The organism is Rhizobium sp. SG570 (genome assembly GCF_012275345.1).
GTDB classification, from domain to species: domain Bacteria; phylum Pseudomonadota; class Alphaproteobacteria; order Rhizobiales; family Rhizobiaceae; genus Rhizobium; species Rhizobium lusitanum.
In genome coordinates, this window is sequence record NZ_JAAZQI010000006.1 from 14415 (window position 1) to 34904 (window position 20490).

20 protein-coding genes, 1 tRNA gene and 1 pseudogene are annotated in these 20490 nt (G+C 60.7%); 9 read left to right on the forward strand and 13 right to left on the reverse strand.

Features of this window, described 5'->3' with window-relative positions; genetic code table 11:
* Positions 1 to 49: 49 nt before the first annotated feature.
* From FHT28_RS13835 to FHT28_RS13850, 4 genes are all read right to left on the reverse strand, one after another.
* On the reverse strand, positions 50 to 1354 hold the full coding sequence (locus FHT28_RS13835; protein WP_052212113.1) for an alpha/beta hydrolase: 1305 nt from the start codon (positions 1352 to 1354) through the stop codon (positions 50 to 52).
* Between the two features lie 584 nt (positions 1355 to 1938).
* On the reverse strand, positions 1939 to 2820 hold the full coding sequence (locus FHT28_RS13840) for an aldo/keto reductase (RefSeq protein WP_037203070.1): 882 nt from the start codon (positions 2818 to 2820) through the stop codon (positions 1939 to 1941).
* A gap of 245 nt (positions 2821 to 3065) precedes the next feature.
* A complete protein-coding gene (locus FHT28_RS13845; protein ID WP_092574396.1) occupies positions 3066 to 3713 on the reverse strand; it encodes a TetR family transcriptional regulator in 648 nt (215 codons plus the stop codon).
* An 11-nt stretch (positions 3714 to 3724) separates the two neighbouring features.
* Positions 3725 to 4384 carry a methyltransferase domain-containing protein gene (locus FHT28_RS13850; protein ID WP_168596530.1) on the reverse strand — a complete coding sequence of 220 codons (660 nt, stop codon included), beginning with the start codon at positions 4382 to 4384 and terminating at the stop codon, positions 3725 to 3727.
* Positions 4385 to 4554: 170 nt separating this feature from the next.
* Between FHT28_RS13850 and FHT28_RS36165 the strand changes: the two are divergent.
* Positions 4555 to 4761, forward strand: a pseudogene (locus FHT28_RS36165) (hypothetical protein); the annotation flags it as partial.
* A 203-nt stretch (positions 4762 to 4964) separates the two neighbouring features.
* On the forward strand, positions 4965 to 5144 hold the full coding sequence (locus tag FHT28_RS36170; RefSeq protein WP_246704866.1) for a hypothetical protein: 180 nt from the start codon (positions 4965 to 4967) through the stop codon (positions 5142 to 5144).
* A gap of 58 nt (positions 5145 to 5202) precedes the next feature.
* Here FHT28_RS36170 and FHT28_RS13860 read toward each other — a convergent pair whose 3' ends face one another.
* A complete protein-coding gene (locus FHT28_RS13860) occupies positions 5203 to 5667 on the reverse strand; it encodes a BA14K family protein (RefSeq protein WP_051964462.1) in 465 nt (154 codons plus the stop codon).
* A 145-nt stretch (positions 5668 to 5812) separates the two neighbouring features.
* Between FHT28_RS13860 and FHT28_RS13865 the strand changes: the two genes are divergently transcribed.
* Positions 5813 to 6262: a MarR family transcriptional regulator gene (locus FHT28_RS13865; RefSeq protein WP_047556162.1), complete on the forward strand. Its 450-nt coding sequence runs from the start codon at positions 5813 to 5815 to the stop codon at positions 6260 to 6262.
* On the forward strand, positions 6259 to 7815 hold the full coding sequence (locus tag FHT28_RS13870) for an MDR family MFS transporter (protein ID WP_168596531.1): 1557 nt from the start codon (positions 6259 to 6261) through the stop codon (positions 7813 to 7815). The genes FHT28_RS13865 and FHT28_RS13870 overlap by 4 nt, the downstream gene beginning before the upstream one ends.
* A gap of 125 nt (positions 7816 to 7940) precedes the next feature.
* Here FHT28_RS13870 and FHT28_RS13875 read toward each other — a convergent pair.
* The 3 genes from FHT28_RS13875 to FHT28_RS13885 all read right to left on the reverse strand — a co-directional run bounded on the left by FHT28_RS13875 (position 7941) and on the right by FHT28_RS13885 (position 11843).
* Positions 7941 to 8017, reverse strand: a tRNA-Arg gene (locus FHT28_RS13875).
* A 125-nt stretch (positions 8018 to 8142) separates the two neighbouring features.
* Positions 8143 to 9663, reverse strand: coding sequence for a HAMP domain-containing sensor histidine kinase (locus FHT28_RS13880; RefSeq protein ID WP_092574404.1), 1521 nt, complete (start codon positions 9661 to 9663; stop codon positions 8143 to 8145).
* A 170-nt stretch (positions 9664 to 9833) separates the two neighbouring features.
* Positions 9834 to 11843, reverse strand: a complete 2010-nt coding sequence (locus FHT28_RS13885) for a methyl-accepting chemotaxis protein (protein ID WP_168596532.1) — start codon at positions 11841 to 11843, stop codon at positions 9834 to 9836.
* 414 nt (positions 11844 to 12257) lie between these two features.
* On the opposite strand from FHT28_RS13885, the gene rpmH reads away from it, so the two are divergent.
* The 3 genes from rpmH to yidC are packed head-to-tail and all read left to right on the forward strand — an operon-like array spanning position 12258 to position 14627.
* Complete coding sequence (gene rpmH, locus FHT28_RS13890) at positions 12258 to 12392, forward strand: 50S ribosomal protein L34 (RefSeq protein ID WP_034488840.1); 135 nt, start codon at positions 12258 to 12260, stop codon at positions 12390 to 12392.
* 25 nt (positions 12393 to 12417) lie between these two features.
* Positions 12418 to 12819 (forward strand): ribonuclease P protein component, encoded by a 402-nt coding sequence (gene rnpA / locus FHT28_RS13895; protein WP_113118236.1) that lies wholly within the window; start codon positions 12418 to 12420, stop codon positions 12817 to 12819.
* On the forward strand, positions 12819 to 14627 hold the full coding sequence (gene yidC, locus FHT28_RS13900) for a membrane protein insertase YidC (RefSeq protein WP_037203065.1): 1809 nt from the start codon (positions 12819 to 12821) through the stop codon (positions 14625 to 14627). The genes rnpA and yidC overlap by 1 nt, the downstream gene beginning before the upstream one ends.
* 107 nt (positions 14628 to 14734) lie before the next feature.
* Here the strand turns inward: yidC and FHT28_RS13905 are convergent, their stop codons facing one another.
* Both FHT28_RS13905 and FHT28_RS13910 read right to left on the reverse strand, forming a co-directional pair.
* Positions 14735 to 15709, reverse strand: coding sequence for a dienelactone hydrolase (locus FHT28_RS13905; protein ID WP_168596533.1), 975 nt, complete (start codon positions 15707 to 15709; stop codon positions 14735 to 14737).
* Between the two features lie 44 nt (positions 15710 to 15753).
* The gene (locus FHT28_RS13910; protein ID WP_168596534.1) at positions 15754 to 16581 is read right to left on the reverse strand and encodes an AraC family transcriptional regulator; all 828 of its coding nucleotides are present in this window, start codon (positions 16579 to 16581) and stop codon (positions 15754 to 15756) included.
* Between the two features lie 177 nt (positions 16582 to 16758).
* On the opposite strand from FHT28_RS13910, the gene yihA reads away from it, so the two are divergent.
* Positions 16759 to 17418 carry a ribosome biogenesis GTP-binding protein YihA/YsxC gene (gene yihA, locus FHT28_RS13915; RefSeq protein WP_037203063.1) on the forward strand — a complete coding sequence of 220 codons (660 nt, stop codon included), beginning with the start codon at positions 16759 to 16761 and terminating at the stop codon, positions 17416 to 17418.
* Between the two features lie 71 nt (positions 17419 to 17489).
* On the opposite strand, the gene FHT28_RS13920 is transcribed toward yihA, so the two are convergent.
* The 3 genes from FHT28_RS13920 to FHT28_RS13930 form a co-directional block, all read right to left on the reverse strand.
* On the reverse strand, positions 17490 to 18047 hold the full coding sequence (locus tag FHT28_RS13920) for a fasciclin domain-containing protein (protein WP_168596535.1): 558 nt from the start codon (positions 18045 to 18047) through the stop codon (positions 17490 to 17492).
* Positions 18048 to 18155: 108 nt separating this feature from the next.
* Positions 18156 to 18869, reverse strand: coding sequence for an anti-sigma factor (locus tag FHT28_RS13925; protein WP_037203060.1), 714 nt, complete (start codon positions 18867 to 18869; stop codon positions 18156 to 18158).
* A complete protein-coding gene (locus FHT28_RS13930; RefSeq protein ID WP_168596657.1) occupies positions 18866 to 19405 on the reverse strand; it encodes a sigma-70 family RNA polymerase sigma factor in 540 nt (179 codons plus the stop codon). The genes FHT28_RS13925 and FHT28_RS13930 overlap by 4 nt, the downstream gene beginning before the upstream one ends.
* Positions 19406 to 19585: 180 nt before the next feature.
* On the opposite strand from FHT28_RS13930, the gene argB reads away from it, so the two are divergent.
* Positions 19586 to 20473 carry an acetylglutamate kinase gene (argB, locus tag FHT28_RS13935; RefSeq protein WP_037203058.1) on the forward strand — a complete coding sequence of 296 codons (888 nt, stop codon included), beginning with the start codon at positions 19586 to 19588 and terminating at the stop codon, positions 20471 to 20473.
* Positions 20474 to 20490 lie beyond the last annotated feature (17 nt).

Below are 20490 nucleotides of genomic sequence, written 5' to 3' on the forward strand. Positions count from 1 at the left end.
CTATGGAGTTTCGAAAGGCGCTCGAAGTCTCTGGCGTGTGGCTGGGGCTTTACTGCCCCAATGCCTCTCCGACATTGCTGCCCGTCGCTTGCACGCTATCGCCGACGGAACCGATGGTATTGCCGGCGGAGGCACCGACGCGGCGCAATTGCTCACCATAGTTCGCGCGCGTTCGGGGGTCGAAGATGGCGATCGGGGCGCTGACGGCAGCGCCAGCCACGCTGCCGACGGTCTGGGCGGCACCCATGGCAACCGCGCCGACGGCATCGCCGATACCAACATCGGAATCAGTGATCGTCTGGCCAGCGATCAGCCGGGCGCCGATCAGCTTCACCACTTCGGGGCTCTCGGCGAACTTGCCGTGATTCAAGCTGTCGCCGGTCTTGAGCTTGGTGAGATCGAGCACGGTGATCCCCTGCTTTTCCAGCTCGCTGCGATAGGGCTCGGCCGCGGGATCGATCTGGCCCAAGCGATCGATACTGCCGGAAATGCGCCGTGACAGCGATAGTGCCCGGTCATCACGCGAGACGAACAGCGTGAAATGCGGCCTGTCCTTGCCAAGTGCTGCAAACTGCCGGCCGAAGACATCGACGTCGAGATCGGGCGAAGCGAGAATGACATTCTTGATCTTCGGCGCGACGCGACCGTTGCGGATCGCCATTTGCCTGAGGGATTCGACCGCAAGCCAGCTGCCCATCGAATGCGCCATGACCGTGATGTCGCCAACGGAAGGATCCGCGGCGACGCGGCGCAGCAGCTCCTCCAGAGAGTCACGGGAATAGTTGGTGCTTTCCTTGTCATAGGCATAGTCGAAAATGCTGGCTCGCGACGGCCAGGTGAAAACGATCGGGGCGACTTCGGCGTGCGAATCGTGGACGATCTGGGCGAAACGATAGACCGCGTCCTCATAGCGGTTGTTGAAACCATGCACGAAGATCAGCACCCGCTTGTCCTTCGGCAGTTCCCCATGCAGCCAGGCTCGCCCGTCCGCTTCGGTCGGTATCGGCTTGACGGCGGTCGTCACGAAATTCTTGAGGGGATTGCCTGGCAGGCGGCTCGGCCATTGCACCTGGCCGACCTTGCGATTGGCTTCCGGCGGGATCGAGACGCTGACCGCATCCACCTTCAGCCCCGGACCGCGTTCGCCCGAAAACAGGATTGCCGGATCCTTGTCCGGCAAGCGCGTGGTGGCGACCAAAAGGTCGACCCTTGATGTCCCCGGAACACTTTCACTGATCGGTTGCATGACCCCGATCGGACGACCACAGGCCGCGAGTGACAGCGTCACGGCGACGGCGACAGTCCGGAGAAGCACGCTTCCCCATCGGCCCGAACCTGCCACGCGCTGCATCATGCAACCTCTTCCTATGCCTGAATGTCGCGCCACTCTACGCATCGATGCCTTCGGCGCAAGCGACTCAGGCCGTTCTTGGCCATATGATGCGACGCTAATTCGCGCAGCATTGCAAAGGCGCAACGCCATGATCGAGACCGGCATGTCACTGATGACAGAAGAAAAAAAGAGCCCGACGCGGGAGGAGGATGCATCGGGCTCTTGATCCGGATTGGCAACTGGGAGGAGGAGGAGTGTTGCCAATCAATGAAGGAGCGCTGGGAGGAGGAGGTGCGCTGCCTTCGATGAAATAAATAAAACGCCGGCGGGGACCTGAACAGATTGGCTTTCGCAATGCAGCAATGCACCAAGTGCATTGCTTTTGTTCACATATGCCGAAAATGCCGCATAGCACTGATAATCAGGGTATTTGCCGCCTATTTTACAGCCGCCGAACGGCCGAGGACCGCGATTCACATGATCGTGATCATACATTTCGACATGCCATTCGAGGAAACTCTGTCCTGAAGCGGCGGAGATATCTCCGCCGCTTCACCTGCTTTCGATTCGCGGCCTCGGCCTTGTTCGCCGAAGCTGGGAGGGTCTCAAGCCGTCTTGAATGCTTTCCGGCCCTCGGCGTCCAGAGCCGCGAATTCCTCGTCGGAGAGGACAATGTTGACGGCGGCGGTATTTTCTTCCAGGTGCTTGACCTTGCCCGTGCCGGGGATCGGCAGCATCACAGGGCTGCGCTTCAAAACCCAGGCAAGCGCAATCTGGCTCGGCGCGGCGCCATGCTTCTTGGCGATAGTGTCGAGAAGCGAGCCTTCCTTGGCGAGATCGCCCGCGGCAAGCGGGAACCAGGGGATGAAGCCGATATTGTGCTTCTCGCAATAATCGAGCACGTCTTCGCTGGTGCGATCGACGAGATTGTAGCGGTTCTGCACCGTCACCACCTTGAAATGCTTCGATGCGGCTTCGATGTCGGCGACGGAGACTTCGCTGAGGCCCGCATGGCGGACGATCCCGGCGTCGAGCAGAGATTTCACGGCGTCGAACTGTTCGGCCGCCGGCACCTTGGGATCGATGCGGTGAAGCTGCCAGAGATCGATCCGGTCGACACCGAGATTGCGCAGGCTCTTATGCGCCTGCTGGATCAGATATTCCGGGCGGCCGACGGGCACCCAGACGTCGGGGCCGGTTCGGGTCAATCCGGCCTTGGTGGCGACGACAAGGCCGTTGCCGTAGGGATGCAGTGCCTCCTTGATGAGACGTTCGGAAACGTCCGGGCCATAGGAATCAGCCGTGTCGATGAAGTTTATGCCGAGTTCCGGCAGGCGCTTCAGGGTGCGGATAGCTTCGTCATGGTTCTCCGGCTCGCCCCAGATACCGGACCCGGTAATGCGCATGGCACCGAAGCCGAGACGATGGACGGAGAGGTCGCCGCCGATCTTGAATTGACCGGACTTGGCTGCGTCGAAATCTGACATGGTTATAGTCCTTTTTGCTGGTCTGGAATGTATCTGGCTTTTTTTGGCATCCGAGCGGGCCGAGGCTTCTCGGGCAGGTCGAGCTTTTCGCGAGAGGGGAATAGGGTCGCGACCTGGAAAAGATGGGGCAGCAGGTTGGCATATGCAATGCGCACCCGCGTAACGAATTCATCCTTGCGCCATGCGGGCATCGACGCCGACCATTTCGGCGCAGCTGCCGGGCGGGCCGCTCGCGCGCAGCGGGATTACTGCGCGGGCACGTGTCGGCGCGCTTGCGTACCCAGATCGGCAAGAGCTGTCCAAAGCTCGTCGAACATGCTGCGGGCGAATTCTTCAAGCGACATATCCCGCAGCCCCGCGCCCCAGCGTTCACCGCCGATGCGCAGCATGCTGACGACGGCTGACGACAGCAGGCTGAGGCGGAACCGCTCCTCATCGCCGCCACGGCAACGGGCATGCAGCGCATCCGCCAGCTTCCTCTCAAGCTTGGCATATTTCAATTGATCGCGGGCGCGAAGAGTGGGGGTATCGCGGATCAAGGCGGCAATGGCGAGATACTGCGGATCCGAGATAGCGTCGAGCAGCGCCGCATTGACAGCCGCCTCGATGACATCGACGATGGCCGCATCCTTGGGCTGAGCGGCGACCGCCTCGATCAACTCACCAGAGAAACCATCCTGCCAGGCAGCGACCACATCTTCCTTGCTCGGGAAATAATCGAAGAAGCTGCGCTTGGACACATCGGCCGCCTCGGTGATGTCCTCGATCGTGGTGCCGTCAAAGCCGCGCTCCAGGAAAAGCCTCAGGGCGGCGGCTTCGATGCGCTCGCGAGTCTGGCGGCGCTTGCGCTCGCGCCGGCCCTCCTTCACGACGACATCAGGCATATCCGCCATCTTACCCCCCGTCATGCACTTGCTTCGGGCCACCTCATATCGGCCTTGCCGGCTTCGGGCGCGTAAGAGCCGCCGATCGAGATCTCCAGCGGATTCTGCCGTGATATCCTGTAGACACCGGCCGGCGGAATATTGCGCACCGTGCCGCCGATGCGTGTCCCCTTCAGGCCGAGGCTTTCGAGGATTGGCCTGGGAATGGGGCAACGGGGACCGTAGGTGAATTGATAGAAGGCTCCACCCGGCTTCATTGTCTCGAAGGCTCCGCCGACAATGGCCACGATCTTGGCGGGCGGCATGGACAATAGCGGCAGGCCGCTGATCACAGCGCCGAAAGGCACATCCTCAAAGAGGCCGCACTGGCCAAGCTGCGCAGCATCCATCTGCACCACACGGGCCTCGGGAAAACGGCCGCGCAGCCGAACGGCAAACTCCTCGCCGAACTCGACAAGCGTCAGCGCGCTTTCCGGAATCCCGCGAGCCAGCAACGCGCGGGTGAAAACACCCGTGCCGGGGCCGAGTTCGAGGATCGGGCCGTCGAGCGGCTCGATCTCCTGAGTCATCAACCTGGCCAGGCGTTCACCCGAGGGCGCCACCGCCGCGACACGCATGGGATTGCTTACCCAGGAGCGGAAAAACCGCACAAAATCAGAGCATGAGGTCTTTGTCGTCATTCCGCGAATCCAATCTCCGGCTACGATAGCAAATATGGCGCGATCAGGGCCGAGCAGCATGGCATTTCGAAGGCACCCCACATCATTTGGCCATCGAGAACCGTTGATATGCAAGCACAATCCCGGATTTCTATTGCTGCATATTTTTAACAGATACAAACTTGCATCTAGTGCAATATACAAACAGATACAATAGGCGATGCCAAATCCCTCCACAGGCGTCCCGCAATGCCCGGCCGGACAGTGAGAGACATTCCCCCAAGTCAGGCCGAATTGCAGTTATCACCGTTGCCAATAGCGGTATCGGCTACGAAGCCGCCAAGGCGCTGGCCGGCGCTGGCGTAAAGGTCATCATCGCCTCACCCAACGAGAGAAAGGGCGCCGAGGCGCTCGCCAAAATCCGCTCGGCAACATCCGGCGCAGACATTGCCTTCGAGATGCAGATGGGCGCCAACTATATCGGTCACTTCGCCTGGACGATGCGACTGCTGCCCACGGTTTTCGATGCCGACAACCACCGTGCGGTCACCGTCAGCAGCTTGGCGCACCGCGGCGGCAGGATCAATTTCGAAGATCTGCAATGGCGGAAAAATTATGGGCTCGGCGTGCCTATTGCCAGTCGAAGCTGGCGACGCTGTTGTTCAGCCTGGAACTCGACCGCATCGCCGCCCATGCCCGCGATCCCGCCATCTGGCGGCGGCTTTGGGATGTCTCGGAGCAATTGACGGGATTGAAGATGCCTATCCCCGCAACCGCCTGAAAGATGTGCCTCTCCGCAAGAGCGGAGAGGGACTTCGCGCATTCAATTCACCGGCAACTCACTGGCTGACGCACTGCCGACGCGGACCATTGGTCGGCTGATAGGTATTGTCAGAAGCGCGATAGGTCTTGTACCGGCTCGCGCACCAGCGAACATGGGCGCTGCCGTGGGGCGGACGTGCGACGGCGCCGCCAACAATTGCGCCGGCGGTGAAGGCGGCCAGCGGATACCAGAAACCATCGTTATAGCGGCGATATCCCGGGCGGGCGTAGCGATAGCCGCGATGGCCATGCCAGTAGCCGCCGCGATAGTGCGGACGGTAATGTGGGCGATAGTGCGGGCGATAATGGGGACGGTGACGACGATATTGCACGTCGGTCACGCCGGCAGCCTGGCCGGTCGTCTGCAGGATTGCCGGCTGCACCATCGGCTGAATCGGCGCCGCAACGGCGGGATCAAATGATGTAACAGCAAGCAGGGCACTTAAGGCGGTCACTGTCACGGTCGTCAGGAATCGTTTCACAGCTCTTCTCCTCTAGAGACGTAATCGGAACGAACAACGCGCAATGATTGAAAATGAATCATAATATTACCGCTTGCGCAAGTAAAAGACATTCAATAGTCATATAGATAGGAAGCCTACCTATCTACTGTTCGATTGAGACTCCATGACCAAACCCGACCGTCATCATGTGCTTGAAGAAGCACATGCGCTCGCCGAGGCGTTGCGCCCTGCTCTCCATCGCCTGTACCGGCAATTGCGGCGCGAGAGCGACGATCCCGGCCTTTCACCCCTGCATGCCCTGCTGCTCCTCGCCATCATGCGCGAACCGGGCATCGGCGTCGCCGAACTGGCCCGGATGGAGAAGCTGCGCGGACCAACGATATCCGGACATGTGAAGACGATGGAGCGGGACGGTCTCATCACTCGCTCGGAGCCCGACCCGAGCGATCGGCGCCGCAATGGCCTGATCGCGACCGACAAAGGAAAAGAGCTGATACAGAGCATGAAACAAAAACGGACCGATTGGCTTGCGTCCGAACTGGCCAAACTTTCGCCAGACGAGCGCGCTGCCATTCGCGCGGCGGTCGGGCCACTCGGGGAGATCGGGCAATGAGCGGCGAGCGTCTGAATGCAATTCCGCCATCGGCGCCGGCCGCGAGCGATCCGCCCGATCGTCGCGAGATCCGCGCCGTCATTCTCGGCCTGATGATCGTTCTCGGCCTTGGCGCCATCGACCAAAGCATCGTGGCGACGGCCTTGCCGCGCATCGTCAGCGATCTCGGCGGGCTGACGCATCTGTCGTGGGTCGTCAGCGCCTATGTGCTGGCGTCGACCAGCACCATGCCGCTCTATGGCAAGCTCAGCGACCAGTACGGCCGCAAGCCGATGATCTACGCGGCGATCCTGATCTTCCTGCTCGGCTCCGTACTGAGCGGCATGGCGCAGACGCTGATGCAACTCATCGTCTTCCGGGCCATCCAGGGCATCGGCGCGGGTGGATTGCTGCCGCTTGCGCAGATCATCATCGGCGATATCGTGCCGCCGGCAAGACGTGGGCGCAATCAGGGCTCGATCGCCGCCGTCTTCGCCGTGTGCAGCGTCATCGGTCCGATCGCCGGCGGCGTCATCACCGACCTCTTGTCGTGGCACTGGATCTTCTACGTCAACCTGCCGATCGGCGCCGTTGCCCTCGTCATGATCGGCCGAGCACTCAAGAGGCCGCATCAGGCGCGCAGCCGCCGCATCGACTATCTCGGCGCTGTCTTGCTGACGGCCTGCACGACCAGCTTCCTGCTGGTGCTGGCGCTCGGCGGCAACGAATGGGCCTGGGATTCGCCTGAGATTTTCGGACTGTCCGCGGCTGCCCTCATTCTCGCCGTTTGCTTCGTTCTCCATATCCGGCGGGAGCGAGAGCCGGTGCTGCCGCCGGATCTCTTCCGCAACCGGCTGTTCGTCGTCGCCTGCCTCGTGCTGGCATTGACCTTCATGGGCATGCTCGGGGCCAGCCTCTTCTTCCCGCTGTTCTTCCAGATGGTCATGGGTGTCAGCCCCTCGCATTCCGGCCTGCTGACCGGCCCGCTGATGGTCGGCGTCGTCATCTCGTCCATGGTCAATGGCCGCGTGCTGCTGCATCGCTTCGGACGCTACAAGCCGGCCCAGCTATTCGGTCTGAGCCTTGCGACGGTCGCCTTCGCTACCCTCGCCTGGGCGGCCGCCACCAGCCAGGGCTTCATGGTGATCGAGCCATCCGTCTTCGCCCTCGGCCTCGGACTTGGACTTGTCATGCCCACCATGACGATCGCGGTGCAGAATGCCCTGCCCTTTGCGCACCGCGGCGTCGGCACGGCGACGCTCGCCTTCTTCCGCTCGCTCGGCGGCCTCATCGGCGTCACCGGCTCCGGCGCCATCCTCGCCTATCGCGTACAGAACGCCGGCGCCGCCCTGGACGGTCTTCATATGTCGTCATTGACGGAGGCCGGCATGAAGCAACTTGCCACCACCTCCCCCGAAGCCCATGCCGCGGCCATAGCGCTCTACCGCCACGCCATTGCCATGACCTTTGCGACGGGAACGGCCATCGTCGCATTGGCGCTGGTCGCACTGCTGTTCCTGCCGGAATTGCCGTTGGCGACGGAGCATGGAGAGGAAACGGCGCGCCGGGGCTGAGCAGCACGAAAAAATCACAGCCGCCGGGCGGCAAGCACGATCGCCTGTCGCCCGGCGCGGGATACGCGCAAGCATTCGTGCCTGCGGCGCAGGCAGTCAGATCATAAATTTATATAGAGATGAAATGGCGCACCCGAAGAGATTCGAACTCCTGACCCCCAGATTCGTAGTCTGGTGCTCTATCCAGCTGAGCTACGGGTGCGTGGCCGAAACGGAAGAAACCGTTGGCGTGGGCGGTTCTCTAAAGCCTCCTTTGGGGGAATGCAAGTGGATTTCTGAAAAAGATCGCGATTTTCGTGCATGTCGGCGCGAAGAGGCTGAAAAACCTCAGCTTTCGCGGAAGCTCCGGCTGCGATAATCATCGAGGGATACGGGGCGATCGGGGATCTCGATACGAAACTGCGTTCCCGCGGATGGTTTTTCCACGAGCGCTATGGTGCCGCCATGAGCAAGCACAAGTTCGCGGGCGATTGCCAGGCCGAGGCCGGTACCGCCGGAACGTGCAGAGCCACGGAATGCCGTGAAGAGATTTTCCCGCGCTTTCTGCGGCATGCCCGGCCCGGTGTCATCGACGGTGATGCTGACGACGCTGCCGATGCGATGCGCCGAAACCGTGATGCGCCTGATACCGTCGGGTGTCGTCTCGCCGAAAGCGACCAATGCCTGATGGGCGTTGCGGCACAGATTATGGATGATGCGGAACAGCTGCTCGCTGTCGGCATCGACCTCGAGCTCGGGGCCGAGCTGCTCGACGAATTCGATACCGGTTTCAGGATCGATCGCCAGGATATCACGAACCTCGCCGATGAGCTCGACAAGACGGATCTTGCGCCGGCGCGGCGCCGATTCGGACGTCTGGCCATAGGAAAGGACCTCGGTCGTATAACCGACGGCGCGGTCGATCGTGCGCAGCAGCTTCGGCGCGAAACGCTTGACCATCGGATCGTCGACATCGACCAATCGGTCGGACATCAATTGCGCCGCCGACAGGATGTTGCGCATGTCGTGATTGATCTTCGAGACGGCGAGGCCGAGCGCCGCCAGATTTTTCTGCTGCTTCAGCGTCTTCTGCAGCTGCGATTGCATGGAGGCGAGATGGCGGCCGGCGACTGCAAGCTCATCGCGCCCCATCTCGGGCACGAGAATACGGCCCGGATCCTCCGGGTCGTCCGAATAGGCCTGCATGCTATCGGTGAGCCGCCGGATCGGGCGGATCATCATGCGGTTGATCGCAAAGAAGATCAGTGTCGCTGTGAACAATGAAATCAGGATGGAAACGAAGAAGACGCTGACCGAATAGGCAAGCATCGCATTGCGCAACCGGGTGTCCTTCAACACCACTTCGATGCCGGTGCCGACATCGCCGCCGGCCGGGCCGAAAACGCGGATGATACGGTTGCCGCCGAAGAGCAGAGTGTCGAGTGCGTCCTTGATGGCGGTCAGCTGGGACACATTGCTCAGATCATACATATCATCGACCGAGGCCGGCATCTCGGCCGTCGCAAGCAGGCGCGACGTGCCGTCCTTGCGCAGGACGATGGCCCGCGTGCCGGTGGCCATCAGCGTTTCCTTCTGCAGCGCGCGAGGTAGCTCGGCAGGCTGCAGGCCGTCGATGACGATCGCGGCTGCAGCGGCCGTATTGAGCCGGTCCTCCAGCCAACGCAGCCTCATATTGGCAACGGAGGGTACGAAGATCAGCACTTCGGCCAGGAGAATGAAGCCCACGGTGAGGATGAGAAGCTTGCCGGAAAGCCCGCCGAAGATCCCTGTGGGCCTACAAAATTGGGACAGGCGGCCCTTATCGGCTTTGCCGCTTTTTGCGGCCCTCCTGTCCTGCCCACTATCCATTTCAATTGTCCCGCTTCGCTGCAAAGCGACATGATGGCGAAGTATCGAAACCAGATAATAGGTGATTGTAGGCTTTTTTCCAATCTCTTCCCGGCTTTAACGGCGAGAACGGTCTGGAGAGGGACGACGACGGCGCGCAGGCGCGGCCGCGTTGTCCCTCTCCGACGGGATCAAAACTCTTCCCAACCCTTCGTCGCGACGGCCGGCGAGAGAGCGTTTGCGCCGCCGAAGGCAGTCGCGACCTTATCGATCATCCGCCGTGCCGGCGATGCCGCCGGGCGGTGCGTCTCGGCGCGTGCAGGCACCGGAGCGGGCATGCTGCCGGCATCGACCTTGAAGCGGGATACCAGGCGGACGAGGCCATCGGCTTCGCCTGCAAGACGATGGGTCGCGGCCGAGGTCTCCTCGACCATGGCGGCATTGCGCTGCGTGACTTCATCCATCTGGTTGACGGCCTTGTTGACCTCGGACAGGCCTGTTGCCTGTTCGCGCGCCGCCGTCGCGATGGAATGAATGTGGTCGTTGATCTTGAGCACGCGGGCTTCGATGGTCGACAGCGCCTCGCCGGTGGCCTGCACCAGCTTGACGCCGACCTGCACCTGATCGCCTGATTTGCTGATCAGCACCTTGATGTCCTTGGCGGCGGTGGCGGAGCGCTGGGCGAGTTCACGCACTTCCTGGGCAACGACGGCAAAGCCCTTGCCCGCGTCGCCTGCTCGCGCAGCCTCGACGCCGGCATTGAGTGCCAGCAGATTCGTCTGGAAGGCGATATCGTCGATCACTCCGATGATCTGGCTGATCGCGCCGGATGCCTGTTCAATGCCGCCCATGGCGTCGATCGCATTGCGAACCACCTTGCCGGAGCGAGCGGCGTCTTCCTTGGCCTCGGTCACCATGATGCTCGCTTCGCGCGCCCGTTCCGTCGAATTCTGGACGACGGAGGTGATCTCGTCGAGCGCCGCCGAGGTTTGCTCGAGGGCGGCGGCCTGTTGTTCGGTACGCTTGGAGAGGTCGTCGCTGGCGTGGCGCAACTCGTTGGTGTTGGTGTTGATCGAGCCCGTCGTCTCCCGCACCTCGCGCATGGTGCTCTTGAGGGTCGCGAGCGTGGCATTGACGTTCTGCTGCAGTTCGGCAAAGGCGCCCTGGAATTCGCCCTTCATGGCCTGCGTCAGATCGCCATCAGCGAGGCTTGCGATTACGCGACGCACCTCGCCGATACCCGTATCGACGCTCACCAGCAGCTCGTTCACATTCCCGGCAAAGCGATTGAGGTTGGCATCGCCGTAATCCTTCTCGATGCGACGGCTGAAATCGCCGGCAGCGGCGGCCGAGACGGCCAGAGACATGCTGGACTGAAGTTCGTCGCTCCTGGCGCGCAGGGCCGTTTCCTCGGCATTCATGCGGCGCACGGCCTTGCCGTTCTCCTTGAAAACATCGACGGCAGCGGCCATCTCGCCGATTTCGTCGCGGCGACCGGCAAACGGGACCTCGATATCGAATTGACCGTCGGCAACCTTGTTGATGGCTTCCGTCACCTTGCGGATCGGACGGCTCAGATGAACGGTGCCAATATAGGAGCCCAGGCCGACGCCGGCGCTGATGCCCGCCACCGTGATGCAAAGGACGGCCCACAAGATAGCGTTATGAAAAGTCGCGATGCTGGTTTCGGCTGCTGCAAGTTCTGCCTTATCGGTTTTAACCACAGCATCGATCTCGGCCTGGAAAGCCTTGCGATTGGCACGGTTGGCTTCATTGTTGCCTTGCTTGCTGGCGGCATCCGGACCATCCGTCACGCCAAGACGGGCCGTTTCGGTGCGGAAGACGCGAAACTCCTGAGAGCCGGCCTGCAGTTTGGAGAATTCTGCCTTCTGCGCATCCGGAACCATAGGCGCCCAGGCCGCGAGCACTTTGTCGATCTCGTCGAGGTCGCCCATCAACCCATCGGCGAAGCTCTTGGCGTCCTTTGCGGAAGCGGCAGCATAGATGCCGCGCGATTCCATGACCACCGCCGTCACATAACGGTTGAGGCGCTCGCCCATGTAGGCGCGCCCGGCGGTCTGATCGTAGCTCTGTAATTTCTGGTCATACTGATGCAGCGCATAAAGGGCGGTAGCGCCGATCAAAAGCGCTGCGCCAGCCATGACGAATACAAGCAGGTTTATTTTGCCGCGAATCTTCACGATACCCTCCGAGGCCGGTCTCCTCCCCATAAATCGATGGGTTTTTCCAGCATGTACCTAGATATCGGCTAAATTCATTAATGATATATTGCGGTATTTATATATGAGAGATGCGACGTCGCTGCTATTTCTGCTGTATATTTCAGTATTTACTGAATTATATTGTTGGCCATGCAATCAATCGGCCGAATGCTATGGCTGGCGGCAACGGCCGCCGATCGACCGGCTGGAACCCCGGACTTCAAGGAATTTGCGCCGATATAATTGACTCTATGGGTCTTCATCCTTATAAGCCCGCGCACGTCCGGTCCCGGAGCCTGCTTTTGCGGGCGAAGTCCGTTCGCCATAATCAACAACGCTGCTTGCTTTTGAAGCAAAGCTCAAGAAGGGCCGCACTCCGCGGTGTTTAAATAAATGAAGCGTACCTATCAACCATCCAAGCTTGTCCGCAAGCGTCGCCACGGCTTCCGTTCCCGTATGGCCACCAAGGGCGGTCGCGCGGTTCTTTCCGCTCGCCGTAGCCGCGGCCGCAAGCGTCTTTCGGCCTAACGGCCGAAATGCCCGATAGTCGAGGATGGCGGGCAAATTGACGAATGAACGACCCAAAAAGACTGTCGGGCGGCTGAAGAGCCGGCCGCAGTTTCTTGCAGTCCGCGAAGGCGAGAAGCGCAGAGGCAGCTTCTTCCTCCTAGAGATGCTGGACCGCAAGCTTTCCGACGCCGACCCCCGCGTTGGTTTTACCGTCACCAAAAAACATGGCAACGCAGTGGAGCGCAACCGCATGCGGCGCAGGCTGAAAGAAGCCGTGCGGCTTCATGCCGGGTTTGCAATGCAGCCCGGACACGACTATGTGGTTGTCGCGCGGCGCGATGTGCTGACCGCACCTTTCGAAAAACTGGTGAGTGAACTCGTCCAGCGTATCGAAACCAGGCCGAAACACCGGCGACCGGAAACGGACCGCTCCAGGAACACATGATGCAAAACAACCGCAATTACTTCATAGCGATTGCCCTGTCGGTGCTGATCGTCCTCGCTTGGCAGTTTTTCTATATGAACCCGCGCCTCGAAGCGCAGCGGCAGGCCGAACAGGCCGCCAAGCTGCAGCAGCAGTCGCAGCAGGCCCAGACGACGCAGGCACCCGCCGCGGGCGCAGGCGCTGCGGTCAACGGCTCGCTGCCGGCAGGCGGCCAGACTGCGCCGACGGTCCTGACACGCGACCAATCGGTCGCCAAGACCTCTTCTTCGCGCGTTGTCATCGATACGCCTGCGCTTGCCGGCTCCATCAACCTGGAAGGCGCGCGCCTCGACGACCTCAGGCTCAAGACCTATCACGAGACCGTCGACAAGAGCAGCCCGATCATTACGCTGTTCAGCCCGGCCGATACCAAGGACGGCTACTTCACCGAACTCGGCTATGTCGGCAGCGACGCGACCGGTGCGGTCCCCGGCCCTTCGACCATGTGGACGCTCTCGAGCGGCGACAAGCTGACCGACAAGACGCCGGTGACGCTTTCCTACACCAATGACAAGGGCATCACCTTCTCGCGCACGATTTCCGTCGACGATCGCTACATGTTCACGATCACCGACAAGATCGCCAATAGCGGCCAGGCACCGGTTTCCCTCTCGAGCTACGGCCGCGTCACCCGCTACAATAAACCCGAGACGCCGTCCGCCTACGTTCTGCACGAAGGCTTCATCGGTGTCATCGGCGATGACGGCCTGATCGAGACCAAGTATGCGGCAACCGAGAAGGAAGCCACGACGCCCGCCAAGTCGACCGGCGGCTGGCTCGGCATGACAGACAAGTACTGGGCCGCAACCATGGTGCCGCCGCAGTCGACGGCCTATGATGCCCGCTTCTCGCACTTCAGCGACGGCACGCCGCGCTATCAGGCCGATTACAAGCAAGATGCCGTCACGGTCGCTCCCAGCCAGTCGATCGAGTTGAAGAACCTCGTCTTCGCCGGCGCGAAAGAAGTACCGGTCATCGACCGCTACGAGACCAGCTACTCGATCCCGCGCTTCGACCGCCTGATCGACTGGGGCTGGTTCTATTTCATCACCAAGCCGATGTTCAAGCTGATGGATTTCTTCTTCCGCTACTTCGGCAATTTCGGTGTCGCCATCCTCTGCACCACCATCGTGGTCAAGGCGTTGTTCTTCCCGCTCGCCAGCAAGCAGTATGCTTCGATGGCGAACATGAAGCGCATGCAGCCGAAGATGGAGGAACTGAAGGCCAAGTTCGGCGACGACCGAATGGCGCTGCAACAGGCGACGATGCAGCTCTACAAGGAAGAGAAGATCAATCCGATCGCGGGCTGCTGGCCGGTGCTCCTGCAGATTCCGATCTTCTTCTCGCTCTACAAGGTGATCTACATCACCATCGAGATGCGCCATGCGCCGTTCTTCGGCTGGATCCAGGACCTTTCCGCTCCGGACCCGACCTCGATCGTCAATCTCTTCGGCCTGTTGCCGTTTGCAGCGCCTACCATCCTGCATCTCGGTGTCTGGCCGATGATCATGGGCGTCACCATGTTCCTGCAGATGCGTATGAACCCGACGCCGCCGGACCCGACCCAGGCGATGATCTTCACCTGGATGCCGCTGGTGTTCATGTTCATGCTGGCAAGCTTCCCGGCCGGCCTCGTCATCTACTGGGCCTGGAACAACACGCTCTCGGTCATCCAGCAGTCGATCATCATGAGGCGCCACGGCGTGAAGGTGGAACTCTTCGACAATCTCAAGGGCCTGTTCAAACGAAAACCGGCGCCATCGAAATAAGCAGCAAAGCCCCGCTTCGGCGGGGCTTTTCTTTTGTGGGATATCGCGTGCGCGAGGTTATCCGTTTTCCTCGTGATCGCGATAGCCTTGAAAGCCGGGCCGACCGGTCAGGGCTTGCCCGCTTCGATCAGATGCCGCCGGAAGAATGACAGAACGTCCGCATCGAACGACTTGTGAAAGGCGACCCTGTCAAAGCCGTTGGCATCCTTGCAAATTTCCGGCTGCGACTGGGCGAGCGCCGGCGAGCAAGGTGCGAGAAAGGCGAAGTGCGCCGCGTTGGAGACGACATGAAATTCGGGCTTTGCCGGCAAGTCATCCGTTAGAGCTGCGACGTTTTCCGGCAGCACGCCATCGCCGCCATATTGCGAGCCCCAGAGCTGAACGGGCGCCTTGACATTCTTCAGGCTGTCCTTGGTCGAAAAGAAACTGAACGGATCGGCAATGACCAAAGCCTTGATGCGCGCATCCTGGGTCAGCGGCTGCGTCGGAAGCTCGTTGCGGCGGATCTGTCCGCAAATCGGCGCCGGTTCCGGGCATGAGACATGCGGATCGTGAAAATCCGGGATCGCTCCGGCAAGAACCAGGCCGGTATAACCGCCGCGCGAGAAGCCGAAGAAGCCGATGCGGCTCGGATCGATGTGTGCCGCTTCCGGAGAGGCGTTCAGCATGAAATCGATGAGACGTTTGATATCTGTCGGTCGCTCGACGAAGACGGATATATCCCCCGATTGGCTCATGTCGGAAAAATTGTCGCGCGGATGGTTCAAGGCGACGACGACGAAGCCGGCATCCGCCAGGGTTTCCGCCGTATCGTGATGGCCGAGAGAACTGCCGGCATGACCATGCGAAATGACGACCAACGGCAGATTAGCGCCCACGATCGGGCAATTCCGGACACCAGAAACGACGATCGATCCAAGCGTAATGTCCGCCGGCGCAACCGTGCAGGGCGACCAGATGAAGGCGCGGAGAGCGGGACCGCTTGCGTCCGCCGGGACTTCAAACGATTTCAGGCCCGCTGCGTGAGCCCACGTTGCGGTCAAGCTGACGGCAATGAAGCATAGAGTCTTTGCGAAACGCATTTTCTTTTCCCAAAATGAAAATCGAACGGGGTTGGTGCAATGCATCACTCGGCTGCGTCGCGAAGCGGAATCAGCAGATCGGTGGCGAGTTCGCTGTCGGCTACGTGCCTTGGGTGATTGAGATAGATTTCGAGCGCCGGGCGATCGTCAGGCTCGAGGCCGCTTTGCGGTAGCCATCCGCCGAAGAGCGTCTGAAACGTCGGAGAAATGAGCGCATAGGGGCCGATCAGCCGGTGCCGGGCATAGCGCCCGCCCGGCACGTCACATCGTTCAAGCCCGTCCGTCGCCAGCTCATCGTTCGACAGGATCAGCCCGGCAAAATATCGAAAGCCGTCACCTTGATCCGGATCGCCATGGCAGACGCCGATACGAGCAACGTCGTTCCATGCTATCCCACGCTCCGACGACCATTGCCGCAAATGCCGATAGCTATGAGGAATCGTTGTGAACGGCCCATCGTGACGCACACCAAATACAGTCACCGGCTGCCGATCAACGATCATCACCGGAGGAAGGCTCATCGTGATCGACTGTTGCTGCATCTGGAAATCGGTCGGACTAAGCCCGGTCAGATTGCGAAAGGCGCGCGCGAAGCTTTGCGAGCTGTCGTAGCCTGCATCTAATGCCGTTTCAGTAACCGAGACGGTGCGGCCGGCCAGTCGATGCGCCGCCTGGGCAAGCCGAACCCGGCGTGTCGTGGCGGCAATGCTTTCGCCGGTCAGCGCGCGATAGAGCCGATGGAAATGGAATGGCGAGAAATGAGCGATGGCAGCAAGGCTCTCGATCGAATGAGGCGCTGACGGATCGACCATAATCGCTTCGATGACGCGGGCGATGCGCCGACGATAATTTTCTTCTGTGCTGGTCTTCATGAGGCCAAAGAGTAGCATGGCCTTTACGGACGCGCGGCGCAGCAATTGCGGATTTTTGCGAGTGCCGGTCAGAATGCATCGCCAAAAGACCGTCGACGGGCACACCGATCAAAACTTGACTTTCGCCGGCAAAACCTCGAAGCCAGTCAACAATCGAACCGGAAGACCTGAAGCAGCATGGCAGAACAGACCATAAAAGACGACAAGCCGCTTTTCGGCCGCCCGTGGATTTTCATCCGCGGCGTGCCAGCGATGAAATTCCTGCCGCCGGAGGGGCCTTTGGAAGTGGCCTTTGCCGGGCGCTCGAATGTCGGCAAGTCGTCGCTGATCAATGCGCTGGTCGGCCATAAGGGTTTGGCGCGCACTTCGAACACGCCGGGGCGGACGCAGGAGCTCAACTATTTCGTTCCCGATGGCTTTTCCGGCGAGGGTGGCGACCTGCCGCCAATGGCGCTGGTGGACATGCCGGGCTACGGCTATGCGGAAGCGCCGAAGGAACAGGTGGATGCCTGGACGAAGCTGGTCTTCGACTATCTGCGCGGACGCACGACGCTGAAGCGCGTCTATGTGCTGATCGATAGCCGCCACGGCATCAAGAAGAACGACGACGAGGTCCTCGGCCTGCTCGACAAGGCCGCCGTTTCCTATCAGATCGTGCTGACCAAGACCGACAAGATCAAGGAGGCGGGCCTGCCGAAGCTTTTGGCCGATACCGCCGAAAAAATCCGCAAGCGCCCTGCCGCCTATCCCGGCATTCTCGCCACCTCATCGGAGAAGGGTGTGGGTCTCGAGGAGTTGCGCCAGGCGATTGGCCTGACAGTGGGAATTCCGGTCTGAACATCAGGTCAGCCGGATGAGGCCGCCGCCCTGCGCCCCGCGGGGAGCGGCGGCCCTGTCGCCGTCGAGGATTACATCTTCGGCAACAACACCTTGTCGACAACGTGGATCACGCCGTTCGACTGTTTGACATCGGCGATGGTGATATGAGCGGTGCCGCCGGCCTCGTCGGTCAGCGTCAGCTTGCCGCCCTTGTCCATCGCCTTGATCGTGCAGCCACCGACCGTCTTCAGATCGTATTCGCCGCCCTTGCTCGTCGCCCATTTCTTGATGGCGGCCGCCATATCGTCACCGGCGACGACATGGCAGGTCAGGATCTTGGTTAGGGTTGCCTTGTTCTCGGGCTTCAGCAGGGTTTCGACCGTACCGGGCGGAAGCTTGCCAAAGGCTTCATTCGTCGGCGCAAAGACGGTGAAGGGGCCTTTGCCTTCGAGCGTGTCCACAAGGCCGGCAGCCTTGACGGCAGCGACCAAAGTCGTGTGGTCCTTCGAATTCACGGCGTTCTGCACGATATTCTTGCTGGCGTACATCGCCGCGCCCCCCACCATGGGGTCCTTTGCGTAGGCGAGGCTGGTTGCGGCGGCAAGCGTTGCGGCCACAGCGACGAGGTGAATCACGGTCTTGATCATAGCTTTTCCTCTTCCTGTTCTTGCCCCGATCATGTGGGGTCACAGGAAGATACGGAGGGCCATAGAGAAGAGTTTCAGCGGCGATTGTCTTTCGAAGGAAATAAATTCTCAGGGGAAACGGATGGTGCCGGATGCAACGACATCGCCCGTGGGCTTGCCGGTCGGAGAACCGCCGAAAGGCTCGATACTGACGGCGATGATTGCGCCTTCGGTCAGCTTGCCGTGAAGTTCCTGCGGCAGGACGATTTCGCCTTCGCCGGTCTGCGGCAGCACGCCGAGCGCCTCGGCAGGATCGCTGCCGCGAATGAGCCAGAGCTCCAGCGATTTCTCCTCCGGCTTTCCGGCTGCAACGGGCGTCACCTTCAGCCGCCCGCTGCTGGCGTCATAATCGGCCAGGAGATTGATGGCGCTGTTCTGGCCGGCAAGGGAAGCCGTCAGCTGCTTGCCCGGTACGGACCGGGATATGCCGTTGTTTGTGATGGTGAAAACCACCACGCCGGCGGCAAGGAACAATGAACCGAGGGCAACGACGCGCCAGACCAGCAGCGAATTCCAGAGATGAGCGCCCAACGCCGCATCTCCGAAGATACGTCTTTCTATCTTCGGAAAGACCGACTTCGCCGGCGTCACCATTTCGTATTCTTCATTGAACTCCGAAAGGTTCTGCTCCCATCGGCTGACGATCGCGGCAAATTGACGATCGCTGCGCATGCGCCGCTCGACCTTCTGCCGATCCTCCAGCGAGAGTACGCCAAGTACATATTCCCCGGCCAGAACTTCGTCGCGGGAGCGGCCTCCCTTGCTTTGATCGGGTGTACTCATCGGTCCATGCACTCTCTTAATCTGATCAGGCTTCGGCGCAGCCAGGTGCGCATGGTATTCAAAGGCACCGAGTGTTGATCGGCGAGTTCCTGGTAGCTCAAGCCTTCGATATAGGCGCTGCGAACCGCCCGCGCGCGATCAGCTTCCAACTCTTCCATGCACCTGTCAATCCGCCTACCCTCTCCCTTCACGATTGCTTGCTCTTCGGGGCCGGGTTCGGTGTCGGCAAGATCGTGTGCGGCGTCGATTTCATCGGCCACAGGCTTGCGGGCACGGACGAAATCGATGGATCGATTGCGGGCGATCGCCGTCAGCCACGGCATTGCAGGGCCTTCGGTTGCGGCGAACTGCTCGGCCCGCTGCCAGATCTTCACGTAAACTTCCTGCAATACCTCTTCGGCATCCGTCCTGTTGCCAATAATACGCAGGCATACGCCATAGAGTTTCGGGCTGGTACGTTTATAAAGCGTGGTAAAAGCCTTCTGGTCACGCATGGCGACGCGGCCGATAAGCGCTTCCGTCTCCTCGTTCGCCATCCGACCCCCGCTTGCTCCACCAAGACCAATCTTTAAGAGAAAAGTCCCGGCTGGCAAGCGCGGTGGCGAAATCAATTTCGTCACCGCCAGTGTGACACCGAGCAAACTAATCCGGACATCATTATTCCCTCTGTCAGAAACTTGAGATAAAAGGCCGCAAACAATCTCACGGGGTGCACCATGTCCGAATCCCAAAGCGAGCTTCAAGCCAGCCTGCTGGCGCAGGCCCTGCCCTACATGCAACGCTATGAAAACAAGACCATCGTGGTGAAATACGGTGGCCATGCCATGGGCAATGCCGAACTCGGCAAGGCATTTGCCGCCGACATCGCGCTTCTGAAGCAATCGGGCGTCAACCCGATTGTCGTCCACGGCGGCGGGCCGCAGATCGGCGCCATGCTGACGAAGATGGGCATCGAATCGAAATTCGAGGGCGGCCTGCGCGTCACCGATCAAAAGACGGTCGAGATCGTCGAAATGGTGCTGGCTGGCTCGATCAACAAGGAAATCGTCGCGCTGATCAACCAGACGGGCGAATGGGCGATCGGTCTTTGCGGCAAGGACGGCAACATGGTCTTCGCCGAAAAGGCGCACAAGACCATCAAGGATCCGGATTCCAATATCGAGCGCGTGCTCGATCTCGGCTTCGTCGGTGAAGTGGTCGAAGTCGACCGCACGCTGCTCGACCTGCTTGCGAAGTCTGAGATGATCCCCGTCATCGCACCGGTTGCTCCCGGCCGCGACGGCGCGACCTATAACATCAATGCCGACACTTTTGCCGGCGCCATCGCCGGCGCGCTCAGCGCCACGCGCCTGCTCTTCCTGACGGATGTTCCGGGCGTGCTCGACAAGCAGGGCCAGCTCATCAAGGAGCTTTCGGTTTCGCAGGCGCGTGAACTTATGGCCGACGGCACGATTTCCGGCGGCATGATCCCCAAGGTCGAGACCTGCATCGACGCCATCAAGGCCGGTGTTCAGGGCGTCGTCATCCTCAACGGCAAGACGGCTCATTCGGTGCTGCTCGAGATCTTCACCGAGCACGGCGCCGGTACGCTGATCGTCCCCTGAGGAGGGCGACCGCCTCA

Coding starts and splice junctions, on each gene's coding strand:
- FHT28_RS13835 (WP_052212113.1), bottom strand. CDS start 1,354: ATGATGCAGCGCGTGGCAGGTTCGGGCCGATGGGGAAGCGTGCTTCTC.
- FHT28_RS13840 (WP_037203070.1), bottom strand. CDS start 2,820: ATGTCAGATTTCGACGCAGCCAAGTCCGGTCAATTCAAGATCGGCGGC.
- FHT28_RS13845 (WP_092574396.1), bottom strand. CDS start 3,713: ATGGCGGATATGCCTGATGTCGTCGTGAAGGAGGGCCGGCGCGAGCGC.
- FHT28_RS13850 (WP_168596530.1), bottom strand. CDS start 4,384: ATGACGACAAAGACCTCATGCTCTGATTTTGTGCGGTTTTTCCGCTCC.
- FHT28_RS36170 (WP_246704866.1), top strand. CDS start 4,965: ATGGCGGAAAAATTATGGGCTCGGCGTGCCTATTGCCAGTCGAAGCTG.
- FHT28_RS13865 (WP_047556162.1), top strand. CDS start 5,813: ATGACCAAACCCGACCGTCATCATGTGCTTGAAGAAGCACATGCGCTC.
- FHT28_RS13870 (WP_168596531.1), top strand. CDS start 6,259: ATGAGCGGCGAGCGTCTGAATGCAATTCCGCCATCGGCGCCGGCCGCG.
- FHT28_RS13880 (WP_092574404.1), bottom strand. CDS start 9,663: ATGGATAGTGGGCAGGACAGGAGGGCCGCAAAAAGCGGCAAAGCCGAT.
- rpmH (WP_034488840.1), top strand. CDS start 12,258: ATGAAGCGTACCTATCAACCATCCAAGCTTGTCCGCAAGCGTCGCCAC.
- rnpA (WP_113118236.1), top strand. CDS start 12,418: ATGGCGGGCAAATTGACGAATGAACGACCCAAAAAGACTGTCGGGCGG.
- yidC (WP_037203065.1), top strand. CDS start 12,819: ATGCAAAACAACCGCAATTACTTCATAGCGATTGCCCTGTCGGTGCTG.
- FHT28_RS13905 (WP_168596533.1), bottom strand. CDS start 15,709: ATGCGTTTCGCAAAGACTCTATGCTTCATTGCCGTCAGCTTGACCGCA.
- FHT28_RS13910 (WP_168596534.1), bottom strand. CDS start 16,581: ATGAAGACCAGCACAGAAGAAAATTATCGTCGGCGCATCGCCCGCGTC.
- yihA (WP_037203063.1), top strand. CDS start 16,759: ATGGCAGAACAGACCATAAAAGACGACAAGCCGCTTTTCGGCCGCCCG.
- FHT28_RS13920 (WP_168596535.1), bottom strand. CDS start 18,047: ATGATCAAGACCGTGATTCACCTCGTCGCTGTGGCCGCAACGCTTGCC.
- FHT28_RS13925 (WP_037203060.1), bottom strand. CDS start 18,869: ATGAGTACACCCGATCAAAGCAAGGGAGGCCGCTCCCGCGACGAAGTT.
- FHT28_RS13930 (WP_168596657.1), bottom strand. CDS start 19,405: ATGGCGAACGAGGAGACGGAAGCGCTTATCGGCCGCGTCGCCATGCGT.
- argB (WP_037203058.1), top strand. CDS start 19,586: ATGTCCGAATCCCAAAGCGAGCTTCAAGCCAGCCTGCTGGCGCAGGCC.